Raw genomic sequence first — 19,365 nt, 5'->3', positions numbered from 1 at the left:
ATTGGCGGTGGCTGTGGGCTGTGGGGGCGGCGGCCTGCTGCCGCCGTTTATTGCCGGGGTTATGGAGGTTCAGTTCCAGCGACGGGTGGCCACGGCCTCGGCGAGCTCGCGCAGCAGCGCCTCGGTGTCCGGCCAGGAGATGCACTTGTCCGTGATGGACTTGCCGTAGACGAGCTGGCTGAGCGGGGCGGCCGGCTGGTTGCCGCCCTCGATGAAGCTTTCCATCATCACGCCGGTGATGCCGCGCTCCCCCGCGGCGATGCGCTGGGCGATCTCCCTCACCACCGCGGCCTGACGGTGCTCGTCCTTGCCGGAGTTGCCGTGCGAGCAGTCGACGATGAGGCCGTGCGCGGCGGCGGAATCGGCCGGCATGCGCTTGCGGATCGTCTCCAGCGCAGCGGCGATATCCTCCTTGCCGTAGTTCGGGCCGGAGCTGGAGCCACGCAGCACCACGTGACAGTCGGGGTTGCCGAGCGTCTTGACCACGGCGGCACGGCCCATGTGGTCGATGCCGAAGAACGTGTGCTGCTGTGCGGCGGCGAAGCAGGAGTCGGATGCGGCCTTGACCGAACCGTCGGTGGCGTTCTTGAAACCGATCGGCATGGACAGGCCGCTGGCGAGCTGGCGGTGAACCTGACTCTCGGTGTTGCGCGCGCCGATGGCACCCCAGCTCACGGCGTCGGCGATGAACTGCGGGCTGGTGGGCTCCAGGAACTCGGTGGCGGCGGCCAGACCCGTGCCGAGCACGTCAAGCAGGGTCTTGCGCGCGAGCAACAGGCCCTTCTTGATGTTGCAGGAGCCGTCGATGTCCGGATCGTTGATGAGGCCCTTCCAGCCGACCGTGGTGCGCGGCTTCTCGAAGTACACACGCATCACGATGAGCAGCTGCTCGCCGAGCTCGTCCTTGAGTTTGGACAGACGGCGGGCGTAATCGAGTGCGGCCTTGGGGTCGTGGACCGAGCAGGGTCCGACGATCACCAGCAGACGGTCGTCCTGGCCGTACAGACAGGCGCGAATCTCGTCGCGGGAATAAGCCACGATCTCCTGGGCCTCGGGGGTCAGCGGCTGGTCGGCCAGGACCTGGGCCGGGGTGGGCAGCACCTCGAATTCGAGGACACGACGGTTCACGATGCGGCTGATGCCCACCTGGTCCTCCCAGCGCGGCACATCGGTGACCACCAGCGGGTTCTTGCCCTCGTCCATGGCCTGGCGGATGGCCTTCAGATCCTCCGGACGGTTCAGCGGACGGATGCGATCGTCCTGTTGTTGCATAACGGGTACTCCTTGGAAATTTCTGCTTCCCAAGGATACCCAATGGTGGTGGCAACGGGGTGGTTGGGCAGTCCGATGGCCTGGCGCCGCTGTTTTCGGCTCGGTTTTCATGATGTACCGTGACTGGAAAGCTTGTCGTGCAGCAGTTACCAGCAATCGCGTTACTTTTTTCGAGATAAGCCCATACTTCGTGAAAAAGGAACGCTGGCATCGTCTCAGCGTTACTTTTTCTCGAAATCAGGCCATATCTCGTGAAAAAGTAACACTGACTAACACTCAGTGTTACTTTTTCACGAAGTTCCCTATTATCTCGAAAAAAGTAACGCCGGAATAGGAAAGCGAGACGGTATAGGGAAAATAGCAAGAGCCTAAGCAACCTTCAAAAGCGCGAGACGCATAACGTCATAATCACAGCATGACGATAAGCCTTGTCAATCCAAGTTTGCCGGGCTAGCTCCCAGCTGGCTTCTCGCCAGCGGCTCCTCCGAGAGGGGAATCAAAAGGCTCTGTTAGACCAAGATTGACATGAATTCCATTGGATTACGCCTCAGTCGGCTTCGCTGCCAGCTCCCCTGACAGGAGAGAACCAAGGAATATAGGATTCATGTCAATCTTGGTTTAACAGAGCCAATCAAAAACAGGAACCATACCGGTCTTGGCCGAACAAACCCGTTGACGTTGAATAGATTTCACGTCACAGCTCGTTATATCCTCATCGAATCTTAGGAACTCCGGCGTTTATGAGTTTGTTCTCCAATTTCGAAGGTGACATCAGCTCTTCGAACACTACATGAACGATCACGGTAACGCCCTGACTTTTCAGGTCCTGCTCTCGTCGGCGTTCATATTCCATTTTTGCCTGGAAGCTTGCACGGTTTGGGTTGCTGACATCGGCGTATTTGGCCATACCATCGTATTCCGCCACGATAATGCGCCCATCGGCAAGTTTCCAGCAGAAATCCGCCCGATATGGCATGGACCGATTGTATGGATTCTCAAATTCCCGCTGCAGCAGCGGCACCGCGAAATCTTGGTCGATCATAATGCCGCGCATCAGGGATTCGCCGCCGTTTTCACTGCGCGAATCCGCATATCGCAACAACCTCGACACCGCCTGCTGATCGCACACGGCCTGCACCGCCGCCGAGCCGATTGCATTCACCGTCGTCAAACCGATTCTTAGCGCGGAATCATATATTGCCAGCGCTTGGACGAATGGCCGCTCCGCGCAATCAATCAAAGTACGTTCCGGCGACGTGACAAAAATCCCCTTACAGGTGCGCTTCGGAACACGATTCATATAAAAGCGTCTGAGTCGGGGTTCGTCATGCCCACCGACACCGCCCGACGATGCGATACACACGGTTCCATCATGCAAGGCGTTTGCGTGCTGCAGCCCATAGAGGCAGACGGCGCTCAACTCCGCAAACACCCATTGGGGATGCTTACAAGCCAAAGCCCGTATGACATGCAACGACCGTTGCTCGGTGCCGAGATTATGCCAATATGTCTGCGCGGAATACAGGCCACGGTAGGGAGATATCAATTCGCCGGCACATTCCCTGCGTTTCAGGGCCATGCGTTGTGCCCGGTCACTCCCGTAGGCGCAACGACACTCCCGTTCCGCCGCGCGCAGGAGTGCGGTCACTGCTTTGTGTTCCTTCATGGTTCGACGCTAGGCATATTGCGGCGCGTGGCACAAGGGCAGCCGGGAAATGTGGATAACTCGACGGGGCGTTTCACGTCATATCGGTGGATAAGTCAGAGACCAGCCCAACAGTGTGGACAACTCGACAGGTTCCGAACTCTACGGAAGTTCCAATCAGTAAAACCAGCCCGAAGCTCGAGCACTTCACGTGGGGCCTTAACACCACCGGCAGACCAAGAACCTTGTCATCCTTGGGCGGCAACCAAGCACCAACAAAAAGCGTCCACCGCCAATAAGACGATGGACGCTTCTGAAAAGTTAAGGATGATGCCGGAGATGCGGATTACCTCGCGGCGGCGCGGCGCGCGGTGACGGCGTCGGCGAGCGTGTGCAGGAGCTCGTTGGTGCGGTCCCACGGCACGCAGGCGTCGGTCACGGACTGGCCGTAGACCAGCTGGTCGAGCGGGGCGGGTTTCTGGTGGCCGCCCTTGAGGAAGCTTTCCATCATCACGCCGGTGATGCCCTGTTCGCCGGCGGCCAGACGCTCGGCGATCTCCTCGATCACCTCGGCCTCGCGGTTCTCGTCCTTGCCGCAGTTGCCGTGCGCGGCGTCGATGACCAGGCCGTGCTCGCTGGGGCCGGACGCCTTGGAGGCGCGCAGGGCCTCAAGTGCCTCACGGACGGATTCGGCGTCGTAGTTCGGACCGGAGCTGGAGCCACGCAGCACCAGATGGCAGTCCGGGTTGCCCTTGGTCTCGGCGGAGATCACGCGGCCGTCCAGGTTGATGGACAGGAAATGGTGCTCGAAGCCCGCGGTGAAGCAGGAATCGGCGGCGGCCTTGATGGAGCCGTCGGTGGAGTTCTTGAAGCCCACCGGCATGGACAGGCCGGAGGCGAGCTCGCGGTGGACCTGGCTTTCGGTGTTGCGCGCGCCGATGGCGCCCCAGCTGATGGCGTCGCAGATGTACTGCGGGGTGATGGGGTCGAGCCATTCGGTGGCGGCGGGCAGGCCGAGGCTCAGCACGTCGGTGAGCACCTTGCGGGCCAGCCACATGCCCTTGCGGATGTTGAAGCGGCCGTCCAGGTCGGGGTCGTTGATCAGGCCCTTCCAGCCGATGGTGGTGCGCGGCTTCTCGAAGTACACGCGCATGACGATGACGAGACGGTCCTCAAGCTCGCGCTTGACGGCGGCGAGCTTTTCGGCGTACTCGTGCGCGGCCTTGGGATCGTGGATCGAGCAGGGGCCCACGATGACGAGCAGTCGGTCGTCGCGGCCGTTGAGGACGTCGCGGATCTCCTGGCGCGAGTGGAGCACCAGATCGCTCATCTCGTCCGTGAGCGGCTGCTCCTTGAGGAAGGCGCGCGGCGCGGGAATCGGGTCGAGCTGACGGATGTTGACATCGACCGTCTCCGGAAAGACGGCCTGCTCCCCCAAACGACGTTCGTCCTCGGAACTATCCGGACCACGAAGTGCTGCCATGCCGACTCTCCTCTCTTGTGTTGACGTATCGATAGGCATACAAAGGCGTAAGTGTACCTGTGGACGCGGGGATATGGAAACGGCCGCCCGTTTCGTGAAACGGACGGCCGTTGTGGGCGTTGATGAGGCTGGAAATGCTCCCCTCAGTCAGCTTCGCTGACAGCTCATCCGCAATTAGGGACGAACTTCGTTCTCGTCTCGCTAGCTCGACTGTCGTCTCGCACATTGCCTACAAACAGCTCTGCTGTTTGCTTCACGGCAATGTCCTCAGAGAGGGGGAGCCGGAGAACCGAGCAATTAAGGAATGCCGGCTCAGGAGCGCTTCGGTTTACGCCATCCCCAAGTGGGAGCTACCGGCCTGTCGGCCGGGAAGCCGGGAAAACAGTCCACTGGACTGTTTTCTACTTCCGGCTTCTAGCGCTGGCCTGACGAGGTCAGGCCAGCGCTCCCATCGGATCCCATGCCGGGAGCATGGTGGCGGGCTCTTCGAGGGCCTTCTGGTACTCCTCGGGGAGCATGGTCTTCGGGACGGCGACCTCGTAGACGTACTCGGTGAACCAGTCGTCGGACATGGTGAAGTAGCCCTTGTCGGCGATCTTGGTGCCCCAGGAGTTCTCCACGCGCCAGCGGCGGGTGGTGGTGCCGTCGTCGGCCACGTCCACGCCGGCGAAGGCCATGGCGTGGTTCATCGCGGAATCGGCGAAGCGCACGCGGGCTTCCTTGTCGAGGTCGAAGTCAACGTCGTAGACGCGGCCGTACTCGAACAGATCGGTGGCCCAGGCGCCGTTCTCACGGTCCATGAACGGGTGGCAGTCGGCGCCGAACCACACCGGGATGCCCTGCTCGACCAGGATCTTGCGCACGCAGTCCTTCATGAACTGGTTCGGCACGTTAAGGTACTCGGTGGCGTCGCCGCCGGCGACGTTGCCCAAGTGCTCGATACCGATCTTCTTGCCCTTGGCGTGCTCGGCGCGCGGGTCGTCCACGAGGCACACGTAGTCCTCGAGGCCGGCCGGGCCCACGTACTTGTTCCAGAACTCGACCGGCGTGATCTCGCCGTCGCGGTGGAACTCGCCGTCCTTGTCGGTCCACTCCCAGTCGAAGGAGACCGGCGGCTCGCCCAGGTGGATGGTCAGGATGCGGTGGCCGGCGGCGGTGGCCTCGGCGATGATCTCCTCGGTCTTACCGGCATCGCCCTTGGCGGCGTACAGGTGGGCCACGGCGGTGTGCAGCATGTGGCGCAGCTGGGTGTTCATCTCGCCGGTGTTCATCGAGGAGGCGGTCTCCGGGAACAGGTCCTTCGGCACCGCGCCGTACTTCTTGTACACGTTCATGGCCATGGTCCACTGGCCGCCGTCGCCCATCACGTCGGCGAGCAGGTGCTGCATCAGACGGGAGTCGGCGGGCTCGCCGGCGGCCACGAGGCCGGCCACGTCCTTGAGGAAGTAGTTGACGCGCTCGAGCTTGTCGAAGTACATCGCGTAGTTCTGGGAGAACTCGAACTCCTTGAGGTTCATGTTCTTCTTGGCGATGAAGCGGGCCACGTTCAGCGAGCTGAACAGCCAGCAGCGGCCGGAGCGATCCTGGTGGGTGGCCTCGCCGTTGTCCACGATGGTGGAGAAGCGGCGCTGCATCAGGCGGGCGCGGTCGTAGTTGCGGGCCACCTTGTCGATGCCGGCCGCGGTCACCGCGTTCATGGCCATACGATTGGTGCCGTCGGCATCGAATTCGCCGCGCAGGGCGTTCAGTGCGTCGCCGGTCAGCGGCGTCAATTCACTCATGTCTGCTCCTTTTTGGATTGGTGCGCTTGTGGCGCATACTCAATTCACCGTTCGCAAGCATATAAATGCGGCATCTGGCCGGAGCACAGATGCCGCAATTCTTGCCGTTAGTAGTCTAATCGATGGCTTGTCATTGTGGATGGGCCGCTACAGGGAAGCCGCAGACCGGGAATCAGTTCTGGGTGTTCTGGGGGATGGCCTGAGTGGATTCCTCGCCGCCGTCCTGCGCGGCGGCATCGCCCTGAGGCCCGTCCTCGCCCTTGTCCGGGGAGTCAGCGGACCGACCATCATCCTCGGCCTCGCCGGGAACCGGGTTGACCACCGGCAGCGGAACGGTGGCGGCCGGCGCAGCACCCTGCTTGCCGGCGGCCGCGGCGGGATCGGCGAACGCGAATCCGGCGAACGCCTGGGAGAACATGGCGCGCAGTTCGGAGACACGCTGGGTGATGGCGGACTCGCGCTGCTGCAGCTCGTTGATGTGCTTGGTCAGGCCGTCCAGCTCGCTCTGGGCCGCGGTGCGACGCTCCTCGATCTGGGCATCCGCGTCCTCGCCGGCCTTATGCACGATGGCGGCGGCCTGGTCGTCCGCCTCCTGACGCTTGGCGGCGGCGTACACGTCCGCGTCCTCGCGCGTGGCCTTGGCCTGGCTGATGAGCTCGTCCGCCTCCTTCTTGGCGGCGGCGCGGCTCTCCTCAAGGTGGGCCAGCAGCTCGTTGACCTTCTTGGTGGCCTCGTCCTGCTGGGCGGCGATGTCCTTGCGAATCTGCTCCACCTCGGCGTTGACCTTGCTCATGGTGGTGGTGCGGTTCACCTCGGCCTCGTCGGTGATCTCCTGGGCCTTGGCCTTGGCGGTGTCGGTGATCTCGCCGGCCTTGCGCTGGGCCTCGGTCATCATCTTGGAGACCTGCTCGCGCACGTCGGCCAGCTTCTTGTTGGCCTCGGCGAGCGCCGCCTCGATCTGGTCGTTGGAATCGGACTTGAGCTTGGCGATCTCCTCATTGGCGCTCTTGCGCAGTTCGGCCACCTTGCGCGTGGCCTCCGCCTTCATGTCGGCGATCTCACGCTCCTGGGTGGAGCGTTCGGAGGCGAGCTTCTTGTTGTGCTCCTCGCGGGCGTTGCTGAGCTCCAGCTCCACAGTCTGGCGCTGCTCGGCCACGTCCTTGGCGGTGCGGGCGCGCAGCTGGGCGGCGTCCTCGTTGGCCGAGGTGGTGACGGACTGGGCCTGATTGTTGGCGTTCGTCAGGATGGAGGTGGCCTTGGCGTTGGCGTCGTCCACGATGTGCTTGGCGTCCAGCTTGGCGTTGTTGATGAGGGTTTCGGCCTGCGCCTGGGCGCTGGTGCGGGTGGCGGAGGCGTCCTGCTTGGCGCGTTCGAGCAGTTCGGCGCTGGTCTGTTCGGCGGAGGCGAGCATCTGCTGGGCGTTCGCACCGAGGGAGGCGAACGTGTTGCCTTCCGGCTTCTTGTTCTTCTCCTCCTGCAGCTGGGCCTGGAGCTGCAGGATGCGGTCATCGTCCGCCGCGATCTGCTCGCGCATGCTGGCCAGCGTCTGCTGGGCCCGGTTCATGCTTTCCTGGGCGGCATCGAAGGCCGCATCTACCTTGTCCTTGTCATATCCACGCAGCACCACCGGGAAACGATCCACCATGGCTGTATTTTCCTTTCGCCCAACGCATGCGCCCCTTGGCGCGTACTCCATGCACTGTAGCGCATAGTCACGGCGGCACGCGCCATGCGTTCTGCAATCGTTACAATGCGTGCGAACCCTGTTCTATTCCGGGGCGCGCAACGGCGAAAAACAGCACCAGTCACGCAATGAGGATGTCGGAACTGGAGGGCTTGAGATAGTAGCGCACGGCCTCGCGCACCACGTCGCGGCCGGCGGCGATCTGCTGGTCCAGCGGCAGGCCGTGCTGGCTGGAGTGGGCCGGCCCGATCAGCGGAAAGCTCACGAATCCGCCGAGCACGCGATCCTGCGCGGACATCCAGTTGAGCAGGTTGTAGAACAGCGAATTGCATACGAAGGTGCCGGCGTCCGAACTCAGGGAGGCGGGAATCGAGTCGGCGGCGAAATCCTTGAGGATCGACCTGAGCGGCAGGCGCGTCCAGTAGGCGGCCGGACCGTCCGGGTCGATGGGCTCGCGGCGGGGAATGACGTTGTCCGCGTCCGGCTTGGCCGCGTCCATGAGGTTGGTGGCGCAGCGCTCCAACATCACGCTGCGGGCCGCGTGCTTGAGGCCTGTGGCGATGACGATGTTGGGATGCACGGCCTCGATGCTCTCCAGCAGGGTGGGCCATGCCTTGGCGAAGCTCACCGGCAGGCTGACGGCGTGGATGTTCACCGTGACCTGGTCGAACGGGTCGTCCGGGCCGCCGGCGGCGCCCAGCCCCTGCTCGGCAAGGGCCTTGGGCACTTCGACGGCAGGATTGACGTCCACGCCCTCGTACTGGTCGAAACCGGAGATCACCACATTGAGTTCACGCATACGCCTAAGTCTAGCGTCCGCCACGCTGGGGCGGCGGAAGCCCGGCCGGCGAGAGCCCGCGCTCCGGCAGGCCCGTCACGCATCGGGACGCCCGGAATCAACCGGGGATTATCGCAGCTGTCCGGCGGCCTGCGCGAGGAGCGCGTGCATGCGGGCGCGGGCCTCCTCCTTGGGGTCGCGGCCCAGGATCTCCTCGGCGATGCGTTCGGCTGTGGGGATGTCCGCCAGCGTGGTGACCTTGAGGTTCGTCTCCGAACCGGCCACGATGGCCACGGGTTCGTCCGGCAGGTAGTCGACCACCACGCGCGTATCGTCCGTGGGGTGGAAGTCCGGGTCGGCGGCGGCCAGCTCGTAGGCGTGACGAATGGTGGCGAAGCGGAACGACTGCGGGGTCTGCGCGCGGTAGGAGTCCGTGCGGTCCGGCACCGAGCGAATCACCTTGAGATCGCCCAGATCCTGGGTGAGCAGGATGGTGTCGGTGGACGCGAAGGCCACGGTGGCGGCCTTGAACTGGTCGAGCGCGTCGATGGAGCCGTCGATGGCGGACTGCTCCACGAACGGGCGGACGGCGTCGTGGATGAGGATCTTGGCGTCGCCCGGAATGCCGGCGGCCGCGAGCGTGTCCAGCGCGGCGGCGGTGCTGTCCACACGCTCGGCGCCACCGTCGATCACGATGCGGACCTTGCCGTACCCCTGCTCGTCGATCAGCGATTCGACCGTGCCGCGCACCTTGGCGTTGACCACCACCACAATGTCGCTCACGCGCTCGCAACGTTCGAAGGCCTCGATGCTCCAGCACACGATGGGCTTGCCACCCACGGAGACCAGCTGCTTGGGGTTGTCCGGATCGAATCGGGTGCCGAAGCCCGCGGCCAGCACCACGGCCACCACCGGCACGTGCTGCGCCGGGCGTACGGCCGGAGCGGGCTGCTCGGCTGCGGGTTCGGAACCGGCGGCGATGCCGGTCGTGGCGTCAACGGGAATATCGGATGCTCTCTCAGTCATAGGCACCACCGTAGGGTGAGGGCTGCCCGAGCGTGACCCGCGTCACACGTTCTCCACGGAATGTGCTCGCGGACCACGCCCCATCGGCCGTACCGCAATCGGACGCTACTGACGCACGACGAGGGCCAGCAGGCGGCCTTCGTGGGGCTTGCCGGCGAGCGCGGCGCGGCGGTGGGAGTACCACAGCGGGTTTTCGAGCGTGCACATGCTGCGGTTGATGGAGCCGATGCGTTCCGCGAGCGAGGCGGGGCCTTCGCCGTCGGTGCGGCACAGTTCGGCGAGCTCGGCGTCCTCCTCCAGGTATTCGGTGGCGGCGTGGACGCGCGGCATGGAGTCGACCACCTGATGCACGCCGGCGAAGGCCAGGTCGATCATCGCGGCTTCGGCGATGTCGATGCCGGCGCCGCCGAAGCGGGTGGTGGTCTTGGTCAGCGGGAAGCGCTTGATGAAGGTGTCGGCGATCTCGTCGCCCACCTCGTAGCAGTCGCCGCAGATGCGCGGGCCGAGCGTGGCGATGATGTTCTCGGGGGCCGCTCCCTTGAGCTTCATGAGTTCCACGGTGGCGCCGATGATGCCCTTCTCCAGGCCGCGACGGCCGCAGTGCGCGGCGCCGATGATGCCGGTGACGGGGTCGGCCATGAGCACCGGCAGGCAGTCGGCGGCGAACATGCCCAGGGCGATGCCGGCTTGGGAGGTGACCTGGCCGTCCGCTTCCAGCACGGTCACAGTGTCCGGGTCGACGCCCTTGGTGCCGGAGGCGTCGAAGCCGAACGGGGCGTTGGACTCGTACACGTCATCCACATCCACGGCCACGCCGGAGTGGACCTGCGAGACCAGGGAGAGCGGGGCGCCGACCGCCTCGGCGAGGGCCAGACGGTTGGAGAGCACGGCTTCCGGGTCGTCGCCGGACTTGCCGCCGAGGTTGAGGTTGCCCCAGTCGCCCGTGCTCAGGCCGCCGAGACGGGTGGTGTAGACCACGGTGATGCCGGGGGCCAGAGCGATCGGGATGGTCACCGGGATTGGCCGGCCTGCCTTGTCGGTGGAGCTGATGGCGTTGGAGTCGATGATTTCGTCGCTGTATTCGGGCATGGTATGCGGCTTTCTGGGGAGGATTCCTTATGGGTGAGACGGGCTCCCCTCAGCCCGCGGGTGCGGGCAGCTCCCCTCGGCGAGGGGAGCCAGAAAGAGCTATCGGTTCAGTGTTCTTTCCGGAAGAGAGCCAGGAAGGACTATTCGGCTTTGAGGGTGGGGCGCTTGGTGCGCGAGCGGATGGCGGCGTTGATCGGCACCTGATGCGGGCAGGGCATCGAGAACACGTGCGCCGGGTTGTTGATGGCGGGGACCGGCACGCCGTCCGCGTCCTTGAGGCCGCTCGCGGGCACGGTGTAGGCCAACGGCTGCGAACCGGGCAGGAGGAACTCGACCTGCTGGCCGGGCTCGATCTTGTTGCGGCTCATCAGCGTGACGCGACCGCCCTCGTCGGAGCTCCAGCTCAGGACCTCGCCCACCACCATCCAGGAGCGGAAGTAGGCGGAGCGGTCGGTGTTCTGCGTCACCTTGTGCTCCGGGTAGTAGAAGCCGGTGGAGTAGTCGCGGTGGGCCACCTTGTCCGGCTCGTCGATCAACCATGCGGGCAGCGTGACGTGCGGGGCGGGGCGGACGGCCGCATGCTTCCAGTCGGTCGTGATCTCCTCGGCCGCGGTGTTGGACTTGCGGCGCGTGGAGCGGGCGTGGTAGCTCAGGTTGTCAGGCTCGTTCAGCGGGCCGGACTTCGCGGACGCGGAAGTCGCGGGGGTGGCGGAGACGTCGGCGGCAGCATCCTGCGACTTGTCCGGCTCGGACGCAATCGTAACCGGTTGACGCTCGGCGACACCGTCGTTTGCGGCGTTCGCCTCCGCCGCACCAAGCTGCTCGTAACCCTCATCGGACACACCGGAGAAGGCGGCGTCGGCGTTGCGCATCACCTGATCCTCGCCGACCGCGGCCATCGCCTCGGCGAAGTCGGGGTCGGACGGGCGGATCACGCGGTCACGGAAGGGCTTCAGGACGGTGCCGTCGGCGGTTTCGAAGCCGCGCTGGATCATGTATTCGTTGACCGCGGTCTTGTAGGCGTTGGTCATGGCGGCGATGTAGTACGCGCTCTTGGCTCGGCCCTCGATCTTGAGGCTGGTGGCGCCGGAGTCGATGAGGTCGTCCAGGTGCTCCAGCATGTTCATGTCCTGCGAGTTGAACAGGTAGGCGCCATCCTTGGTCTGCTCGATCGGGAAGTACTGGCCGGGGCGCTTCTCCTCCACAATCGAGTACTTCCAGCGGCAGGGCTGGGCGCATTCGCCGTGGTTGCCGTCACGGCCGGTCAGGTAGTTGGAGAACAGGCAGCGGCCGGAGAAGGCCATGCACATGGCGCCGTGGACGAAGCATTCGATGTCGAGGTCGTCCGGGATGTTGGCACGGATGTCGCGCACGGCCTGCAGGTCCATCTCGCGGGCCAGCACCACACGGCGGGCGCCGAGCTCGTAGAAGGCGTTGGCGGCCTGGTAGTTGGTCACACCGGCCTGGGTGGAGACGTGCAGCTCCAGGTTCGGGGCCACCTGGCGCGCCATGAGCATCACGCCGATGTCCGAGACGATCAGCGCGTCCACGCCGGTGTCCTTGAGCTGGCCTACGTATTCGCGCAGGGCCTCGACCTCGTTGTTGCGCGGCAGCACGTTGCAGGTCACGTACACGCGGGCGCCGTGCTCGTGGGCGTAGCGGGAGCCCTCCTCGAAGTCCTCGAGGCTCAGGTTCTTGGGCGCCGAGCGCATGCCGAAGGCCTTGCCGCCGCAGTAGACCGCGTCGGCGCCGTAGTCCACGGCGGTTTTGAGGCCTCTCAGGTTGCCGGCGGGCGCCAGCACTTCGGGCTTCTTTCGTGTGGGGAGGTTCATCGTCGTATTCATCACCGCAATAGTGTAGTGGTGGCCGTGTAATGCGGCGGACTGCGGAGCGGGTGCCGTCGGGCCGCGGCGCGGGCGGGGCGGACGGTAGGCTGGAGCGCATGAAGATCGATATCGTGAGCGTGTTCCCCGAATACTTCGACGTGCTTGGCCTGAGCCTCATGGGCAAGGCGCAGGCCAAGGGTCTGCTGGACATCACCGCGCACAACCTGCGCGACTGGACCCATGACGTGCATCATTCGGTGGACGATACCCCGGTGGGCGGCGGCGCCGGCATGGTGATGAAGCCCGAGGTGTGGGCGGAGTGTCTGGACGATCTGCTGGGATTGCAGCCCGCGACCGTCGGCGAAACGGAGCGCACGTCGGACGCCGATGATTCCGCGACGATCGCCGATTCTACTGACGCTACCGTGTCCGATGAGTCGGACGGCGTACCTGCCGATATCACCGCGGAAAATGCCGCCGAAACCCACGACGCCCCGGTGCTCATCTTCCCGAATCCGTCCGCCCCGCTGTTCACCCAGCGCGACGCCACCGAGCTCAGCCATGCCGACCATCTGCTGTTCGGCTGCGGCCGGTACGAGGGCTACGATTCGCGCATTCCCGACTACTACCGCGCGCAGGGCATCGACGTGCGCGAGTATTCCATCGGCGACTACGTGCTCAACGGCGGCGAGGTGGCGGTATCCGTGATGCTGGAGGCCATCACCCGCCTGATGCCGGGGTTCATGGGCAATCCCGATTCGATCGTGGAGGAGTCGTACACCGGCGAGGGCGCATTGCTGGAGCACCGCCAGTACACCAAGCCGGCCACGTGGCGCGGGCTTGCGGTGCCGGACGTGCTGCTCTCCGGCGACCACGGCAAGGTGGACCGCTTCCGCCGCGACGAGGCGTTGGCCCGCACCAACGAGATTCGCCCGGACCTCATCGCCAAGCTGGATTGCAAGGCGTTGGACAAGGCCGACCGCAAGACGCTGATGGCGCTGGGCTGGGAGGTTTCCGCCGCCCATCCGCGCAAGCTGGGCGAATAAACGGCTCGCCCTACCGCACGGGCACAAGAACGTTCAAGGCGCCCATGATGTAGGGATTTGCCCATGATGTAGGGAATCCTCCATGGTGTAGGGACGGAAAACGGCCATTTTCCGCCAATCCTCGATTTCGCATCCCTACATCATGTGAAATTCCCTACATCATGTACGGCTGCATCACGCGGGAGCCGTCACTCGGCTTGGTCGTCGGCAATCGGCTCGATGTAGAACACGGCGGTCTCGCCGTAGTTGCGGCTTTCGGTGATCTCCCACCCTTCCGGGGCAGCGGGGGCGTCGGAGCGCACCGAACGCTCCAGCATGATTACCGTGCGGTCATTGGTGGCGGTTCCGGCGGCCAGATCGGCCAGCAGCTGGTTGCACGCGGCGGTCTCGAAGGCGTAGGGCGGGTCGATGAAGATCACGTCGAACGGTTCGCCGAAGCCACCAGCCACCACCTCGGCCTTCTTAGCGAGCACGCGGGCCTTGAGCTCCGGGCTCCACGAACGGTTGCGCTGCAGCTGGGCGATCGTCTTGGCGATGAGCGCCGCGGCCGGGCGCGAACTCTCCACCGCCACGAGCTCCCGTGCGCCACGACTCAACGCCTCGATGCCGAGCGCGCCCGTGCCCGCGAACAGGTCCAGCACGCGGGCGTCGTCCAGCACGCCCCATGAGTCGAGGTGGGAGAAGATGGCCTCCTTGGTACGGTCCGTGGTGGGACGGGTGCCTGTTTTCGGGGTGGCGAGCGCCACGCCCTTGAATCGTCCGGAAATTACGCGCATGGGCACTAGCTTAACCGCACGTCACGGCTTCAGCTGGAGGTCAGGAACGTCTCGTTGCCGCGGGTGAAGTCGACCACGGCCCCGGCCAACTGCACTTCACCGGACAGGTCGGGGTCCGCGGCCAGCAGTTGCTCGGCGCGGGCGCGGGCGTCGGCGATCAGGTCGGCGTCCTTAACCACGCGCAGCAGCTTCAGGCTCGATTTGCCGCCGGATTGGGCGTCGCCCAGCACGTCGCCGGCACCGCGGAACTCCAGGTCGGCCTGGGCGATTTCGGCACCGTCCAGCGAATGATGGATCACTTCCAGCCGCTGTTCGGCCACCGAGCCGGGCTCGGCACGCGAGATGAGGAACGCCCACGAATTGGTGCCGCCACGCCCCACGCGACCACGCAGCTGGTGCAGCTGGGACAGGCCGTACCGGTCGGCGTCGAAGATCACGATGCAGCTGGCCTGCTTGACGTCCACGCCCACCTCGATGACCGTGGTGGAGACCAGCACCGGAGTCGCACCGGAGTCGAAGCCGGCCATGACCTCGGTTTTCACGTCGTCCTTGTCCCGGCCGGTGAGCGTGGCGAACGGGATGCCTTGGAATTGCGGGAGTTTCTGGAGTCGCGCGGCGATCTCCTCCACCGAATGCAGCGGCGGGCGGGCCACGGTCTCGCCGTTGTCGTCGTAGGTTTCGTACGGGTCGTCGATGCCGATGTCGTTGCCGGCGCGGGATGCGCGCGAGGACCGGGAGCCGGCGGACGACGAACCCGCACCGGACGTACCGGATGCGCCAGTCTCCTCGTCCATGTCGATGCGCGGGCAGACGATGTACGCCCGCTCCCCCGCGTCGATGCGCGCGCGGATGTGCGCGAACATGCGGCCCATCGTGTTCGCGTCCGCCTCGTTGACCACCACGGTGCGGATGGGCTTGCGGCCGCCGGGCAGCTCGGTGAGCCAGGAGATGTCGAGGTCGCCGAACCAGGTCATGGCGGCGGTGCGCGGAATGGGTGTGGCGGTCATCACCAGCAGGTGCGGCGTGGTGCCGTCGTCCGCCTTGGCGTTGAGGCTTTCGCGCTGCTCCACGCCGAAGCGATGCTGCTCGTCGATCACCACCAGCGCCAGACGCGGCGCCTGGAAGGTCTTGGAGAACGCCGCATGCGTGGCCACGATGATGCCGGGCGCGCCGCTGGCCGCCACCCCAAGCGCCTTGCGACGGGCGGCGAGTTTCATGCCACCGGTCAGCAACGTGACGGGGATGTCCCCGCCGGATTCGCCGAGTCCCGCCACCATGCGGGAGATCGTCTCGTAATGCTGTTCGGCGAGCACCTGCGTGGGGGCCACGAGCACGGACTGGTAGCCGGCGCCCACGGCCTGCAGCATGGCGGCGAGCGCCACCACGGTTTTGCCGGAGCCCACCTCGCCCTGCAGGAGTCGTTGCATGGGCCAGTCGCGGGACAGGTCCGCGGCGATGTCGTCGATGACCTGCCGTTGGCCGCGGGTCAAAGTGAAAGGCAGTGATGCGATAAACCGGTCGCGCAGGTTGCCGGGGTGGCTGCCGCTGAAGCTGGCATCGGCGACGATGGCTGCGGCACCGGTGCCGTTGTCCGCACCGGCTGCAGCACCGATCAATGGGCAGGCATGCGCGGACGACTTGTGCGCGTGCTGCCGGGCCTTGACCAGCGAGGTCTGGGAGACGAACGCCTCCTCATAGCGCAGCGTTTCGATGGCCTGGTTGAACCGGGCGCGGGAATCGGGGTCGTGAATGGCCAGGAACGCCTCCGCACGATGCATCAGGCCTTTGGCGGCACGGATGGACTCGGGCAGAATGTCCGGGATGGCGCGTTCGAGTGTGTCGGCCCCGGATTCGGCGGTGGATTCGCCGGATTGGACGGCGATGTCGTCGGTGGATGGCGCCACAAGTGCGGATTCGGACCTTCCGGTCGTGCCGGGCACTCCGGATGTCCCAGCCATTCCGACCTCTGCCATGCTCGGCGCGATGGCACCCGCATTCCCCGTCGGCAGCGTACTGTCGCCGGCAGCGACGGGCAGTCCTTCGGGCATGGACGACGTGCGCGCGCCCATCATCCACAGCAGCCCCAGGATCGTATCGTGAATATGCGCCGAGGAGATGCGTGAACTGGCATGGTACACCGGGCGCGGGCGGGTGACGCGCAGTACCGCATCCTCCAGGGAATCGGCGTCGTATTTGAGTTTGGCACCGGCTGCCGCAGCGGATGCGAGCGCGGGCGGTGCCACGGTCAGGAAATCCGGATGCGTGAACTGCAGCTGGCCCATGTATTCGCTGGGCGTGCCTGAGACCACCAGCATCGGGCTTGATTTGAGCCGCATGCTCACCCAATCGATGTAGTTCTTGCGTCCACCGAAGAATGTGAGTTGCGCCGTGCCTCCGGGCATATTGCGGGTTCGTGCGAAATCGGCATCGTCAACGGTGGCGATGACGCGCAGCATGCGACCGGGCACCACGCGCACATCGCGCACGGTGGCCACGAACGCCATCTGCTGGCCGATCTGCGCCTCGCGGATGGTCTGCAGACGTACGGGATCGGTGACGCGGAACGGATAGTAGGTCAGAGCGTCGCCCACCGTGGTGACGCCCAATGATTTGAGCGCGGACACACGTCGCTTGTTGGTCATCAACGACCCCAGTGCGGTGCTCAACGTAATGCTCATAGCTGCCTATTCTATTGAAGTTTGATGTCCACGCCTCTTCCGGGGCCTCACCCACCACACCGTGTGGTTCCGACCACACCGTGCACGAATTGCCGCACCGCGGAAAACCTGCGGAAACAACAAAACCCGCCGAGCCGAAGCTCAAGCGGGTTTTGAGACGTAGTACGTTAGTACGCGATTCACGCGGCCACGCGCTGAACCTTGCCGGCCTTGAGGCAATTGACGCACACGCGCAGGCGAGTGTTCTCGCCGTCGATCGTGGTGCGCACAGACTGCAGGTTCGGGCGGAAGCTACGCTTGGTACGACGGTGCGAATGGGAAACGGTGTAACCGGTCTGCGGACCCTTACCGCACACTGCGCAACGAGCTGCCATGATGGACTCCCTTAAACCTTGTTGTGTCAAGTCTTTTCCGTGTCCAACCGGCGGTGTTACCCGACATGCCGAACACACAACTTCACAAATATACAGCTCAATACTGACAACCGCAACTCTTGCGTGTATCATGCCGCGCGCGGCGCGTCCGACGCACCGCCGGAAGGCAACGCTCGGACCGGAACCGGAACCCGCTCACACCAGTTCGGCGAGCACGGCAGCGGCCCGCGCGAACTCCTCAGGCGTGACGTAGGCGTAGCTCAGACGCAGCGCATTGTCGCTTTCGAAGTCATAGATGTCCCCGGGATTGAGCAGCACGCCGCGCTCGCTGGCCCGCTGGAACAGCCGGCCCATCTTTACCGGCCCATCGAAGGTGAGCCAAATGTAGAAGCCGCCGTGGGGCACGTTCCAATGCGCCCTGCCGGAGAACAATCCGTCCAGGGTCCCCAGCGCCGCATCACGGCGCCGGCGCAGCTCGGCACGCAGCGTGTCCAGATATTCGGAGTACAGACCGGAAGTCAGGAATCGCGCGAACACCCATTGGCTGAGCGTGCTCGCGCCGTAGTCCATCTGCATCTTGACGTCCGCCAGCCGGTGCACGATGCGTTCGTCGGCCACAATCCAGCCGATGCGCAGGCCCGGCGCCAACGATTTCGAGGCGCTGCCAAGAGTGATGACCATGCCGGTGCTGTCGTAGGTCTTCAGGGACCGCGGGGTCTCGCCCTCGAACACCAGATCCTGGTACGCGCAGTCCTCGATGATGGGCAGGCGACGCTCCACGCACGCATCGATTAGCGCGCGGCGGCGGTCCGCGGGCATCGTGACGCCGGTCGGGTTGTGGTTCGTCGGAATGGTGTACAGCACGGCGCCGCCCCGTGCAGGAGCACCCGGCACAACGTCCGGGGCCGGCAATACGCCGCGCAGCGCGTCCACATTCAGTCCTCGGGCATCCATCGGCACGCCGGCGAGCTTCATGCCGGCCGACTGGAATACCTGCAGCGACTTGATGTAGCTGGGCGCTTCGGCATAGACGGTCGAACCGGCGGACAGCAGGCTCATCGAGATCATCTGCAACCCCTGAAGAGCACCGGAGGAGATAAGCACCTGTTCAGGCCGGCAGTCGACGTCCCACTGCTTCATGTGGACGGCGACGGCTTCGCGCAGCACGTCCAAGCCTTCGGGCGGCGGGTAGCCGAGCGAGTCGATTTCGTCGGCCGCCTCGCGGGCCACGCGCCGCCACATGTCGCGCGGGAACAGCCTCGGGTCGAGCTCGCCGGTGCCGAGCCTTACTTTGGCGGGATCGAATTCCAGCCTATTGATGGCCTGGATGGTGTCGTTGTTCGCCTTGAAGAATCCGGAGGAGACATAGTCCGCCCAATCCGGTGCGCCGGACAGCATCAGCGACCAGGTGTTGCTGGCGATGCGCGTGCCGGCGCCGTGACGCCCTTCCACGATGCCGTAATCGGTCAGTTCCTCGATGGCGGCGATGATGGTGGACCGGTTCACGCCGAATCTTTCTGCCATGGCGCGTTGGCTGGGCAGTCGGGAGCCGATGGGCCACTCGCCGGAGGCGATGCGACCGCACAGGTAGTCGACGATCTGCTCGGTGACCGGCTTGCCGCTCTCGCGGTCCGGCCGCCAGTCGATATCCAGCGGTGCGCTACGGGCCATGGTCGGCTCCTCTCCCTCTATGAACACCCGACCATTACCGAAGATTTGGTTGGGTACAACAAGCATCACTTGGCTGGTTGCCAAGTGTAATCTACTGCATACCATAGAGCAACAGTATTGAAACATAAGGGATTTCCGGCATAGGTAATCCAAGAACGAATAACCAGCCGGACAAGGTTTGGCTGGTTTTGGTTGGGTGAATATGACCCAACCAAACAGAGGGTAGAGGGAACGGA

General features: G+C 64.7%; 14 protein-coding genes. 1 reads left to right on the top strand and 13 read right to left on the bottom strand.

Annotated features, from left to right (window positions below):
* Positions 1–69: 69 nt before the first annotated feature.
* The 9 genes from JS536_RS01635 to JS536_RS01595 all read right to left on the bottom strand — a co-directional run bounded on the left by JS536_RS01635 (position 70) and on the right by JS536_RS01595 (position 12,590).
* On the bottom strand, positions 70–1,272 hold the full coding sequence (locus tag JS536_RS01635) for a 3-deoxy-7-phosphoheptulonate synthase (protein WP_214355536.1): 1,203 nt from the start codon (positions 1,270–1,272) through the stop codon (positions 70–72).
* A 712-nt stretch (positions 1,273–1,984) separates the two neighbouring features.
* Complete coding sequence (locus JS536_RS01630; protein ID WP_346427448.1) at positions 1,985–2,920, bottom strand: hypothetical protein; 936 nt, start codon at positions 2,918–2,920, stop codon at positions 1,985–1,987.
* A 343-nt stretch (positions 2,921–3,263) separates the two neighbouring features.
* Positions 3,264–4,400: a 3-deoxy-7-phosphoheptulonate synthase gene (locus tag JS536_RS01625; protein WP_109057935.1), complete on the bottom strand. Its 1,137-nt coding sequence runs from the start codon at positions 4,398–4,400 to the stop codon at positions 3,264–3,266.
* Between the two features lie 434 nt (positions 4,401–4,834).
* The gene (locus tag JS536_RS01620) at positions 4,835–6,181 is read right to left on the bottom strand and encodes a C1 family peptidase (RefSeq protein ID WP_214355534.1); all 1,347 of its coding nucleotides are present in this window, start codon (positions 6,179–6,181) and stop codon (positions 4,835–4,837) included.
* Positions 6,182–6,353: 172 nt separating this feature from the next.
* Positions 6,354–7,826, bottom strand: coding sequence for a cell division protein (locus JS536_RS01615; protein ID WP_240544199.1), 1,473 nt, complete (start codon positions 7,824–7,826; stop codon positions 6,354–6,356).
* Positions 7,827–7,986: 160 nt separating this feature from the next.
* Positions 7,987–8,664 carry a pyroglutamyl-peptidase I gene (locus tag JS536_RS01610; protein ID WP_214305060.1) on the bottom strand — a complete coding sequence of 226 codons (678 nt, stop codon included), beginning with the start codon at positions 8,662–8,664 and terminating at the stop codon, positions 7,987–7,989.
* Positions 8,665–8,772: 108 nt separating this feature from the next.
* Positions 8,773–9,669 carry an IspD/TarI family cytidylyltransferase gene (locus JS536_RS01605; protein WP_214355533.1) on the bottom strand — a complete coding sequence of 299 codons (897 nt, stop codon included), beginning with the start codon at positions 9,667–9,669 and terminating at the stop codon, positions 8,773–8,775.
* Between the two features lie 105 nt (positions 9,670–9,774).
* Positions 9,775–10,758, bottom strand: coding sequence for a polyphenol oxidase family protein (locus JS536_RS01600; protein WP_214355532.1), 984 nt, complete (start codon positions 10,756–10,758; stop codon positions 9,775–9,777).
* A gap of 140 nt (positions 10,759–10,898) precedes the next feature.
* Complete coding sequence (locus tag JS536_RS01595) at positions 10,899–12,590, bottom strand: U32 family peptidase (RefSeq protein WP_214355531.1); 1,692 nt, start codon at positions 12,588–12,590, stop codon at positions 10,899–10,901.
* A 110-nt stretch (positions 12,591–12,700) separates the two neighbouring features.
* On the opposite strand from JS536_RS01595, the gene trmD reads away from it, so the two are divergent.
* Entirely contained in the window at positions 12,701–13,630 is a 930-nt protein-coding gene (gene trmD, locus JS536_RS01590; RefSeq protein WP_214355530.1) for a tRNA (guanosine(37)-N1)-methyltransferase TrmD, read from the top strand.
* A 188-nt stretch (positions 13,631–13,818) separates the two neighbouring features.
* Here the strand turns inward: trmD and rsmD are convergent, their stop codons facing one another.
* From rsmD to JS536_RS01570, 4 genes are all read right to left on the bottom strand, one after another.
* Complete coding sequence (rsmD, locus tag JS536_RS01585) at positions 13,819–14,406, bottom strand: 16S rRNA (guanine(966)-N(2))-methyltransferase RsmD (RefSeq protein ID WP_214355529.1); 588 nt, start codon at positions 14,404–14,406, stop codon at positions 13,819–13,821.
* 29 nt (positions 14,407–14,435) lie between these two features.
* On the bottom strand, positions 14,436–17,084 hold the full coding sequence (locus JS536_RS01580) for an ATP-dependent DNA helicase RecG (protein WP_214355528.1): 2,649 nt from the start codon (positions 17,082–17,084) through the stop codon (positions 14,436–14,438).
* A 179-nt stretch (positions 17,085–17,263) separates the two neighbouring features.
* Positions 17,264–17,458 (bottom strand): 50S ribosomal protein L28, encoded by a 195-nt coding sequence (gene rpmB / locus JS536_RS01575; RefSeq protein WP_109057925.1) that lies wholly within the window; start codon positions 17,456–17,458, stop codon positions 17,264–17,266.
* Positions 17,459–17,653: 195 nt separating this feature from the next.
* A complete protein-coding gene (locus tag JS536_RS01570) occupies positions 17,654–19,129 on the bottom strand; it encodes a PLP-dependent aminotransferase family protein (RefSeq protein ID WP_214355527.1) in 1,476 nt (491 codons plus the stop codon).
* Between the last annotated feature and the right edge of the window lie 236 nt (positions 19,130–19,365).

The organism is Bifidobacterium sp. SO4 (assembly GCF_018555355.1).
GTDB lineage: Bacteria > Actinomycetota > Actinomycetes > Actinomycetales > Bifidobacteriaceae > Bifidobacterium > Bifidobacterium miconisargentati.
Note: the sequence above shows the minus strand (reverse complement) of the source record. Positions and strands in the feature narration are given on the sequence as shown.

Coding starts and splice junctions, on each gene's coding strand:
- JS536_RS01615 (WP_240544199.1), bottom strand. CDS start 7,826: ATGGTGGATCGTTTCCCGGTGGTGCTGCGTGGATATGACAAGGACAAG.
- JS536_RS01570 (WP_214355527.1), bottom strand. CDS start 19,129: ATGGCCCGTAGCGCACCGCTGGATATCGACTGGCGGCCGGACCGCGAG.
- rpmB (WP_109057925.1), bottom strand. CDS start 17,458: ATGGCAGCTCGTTGCGCAGTGTGCGGTAAGGGTCCGCAGACCGGTTAC.
- JS536_RS01595 (WP_214355531.1), bottom strand. CDS start 12,590: ATGAACCTCCCCACACGAAAGAAGCCCGAAGTGCTGGCGCCCGCCGGC.
- JS536_RS01620 (WP_214355534.1), bottom strand. CDS start 6,181: ATGAGTGAATTGACGCCGCTGACCGGCGACGCACTGAACGCCCTGCGC.
- JS536_RS01600 (WP_214355532.1), bottom strand. CDS start 10,758: ATGCCCGAATACAGCGACGAAATCATCGACTCCAACGCCATCAGCTCC.
- JS536_RS01625 (WP_109057935.1), bottom strand. CDS start 4,400: ATGGCAGCACTTCGTGGTCCGGATAGTTCCGAGGACGAACGTCGTTTG.
- trmD (WP_214355530.1), top strand. CDS start 12,701: ATGAAGATCGATATCGTGAGCGTGTTCCCCGAATACTTCGACGTGCTT.
- JS536_RS01605 (WP_214355533.1), bottom strand. CDS start 9,669: ATGACTGAGAGAGCATCCGATATTCCCGTTGACGCCACGACCGGCATC.
- rsmD (WP_214355529.1), bottom strand. CDS start 14,406: ATGCGCGTAATTTCCGGACGATTCAAGGGCGTGGCGCTCGCCACCCCG.
- JS536_RS01635 (WP_214355536.1), bottom strand. CDS start 1,272: ATGCAACAACAGGACGATCGCATCCGTCCGCTGAACCGTCCGGAGGAT.
- JS536_RS01580 (WP_214355528.1), bottom strand. CDS start 17,084: ATGAGCATTACGTTGAGCACCGCACTGGGGTCGTTGATGACCAACAAG.
- JS536_RS01610 (WP_214305060.1), bottom strand. CDS start 8,664: ATGCGTGAACTCAATGTGGTGATCTCCGGTTTCGACCAGTACGAGGGC.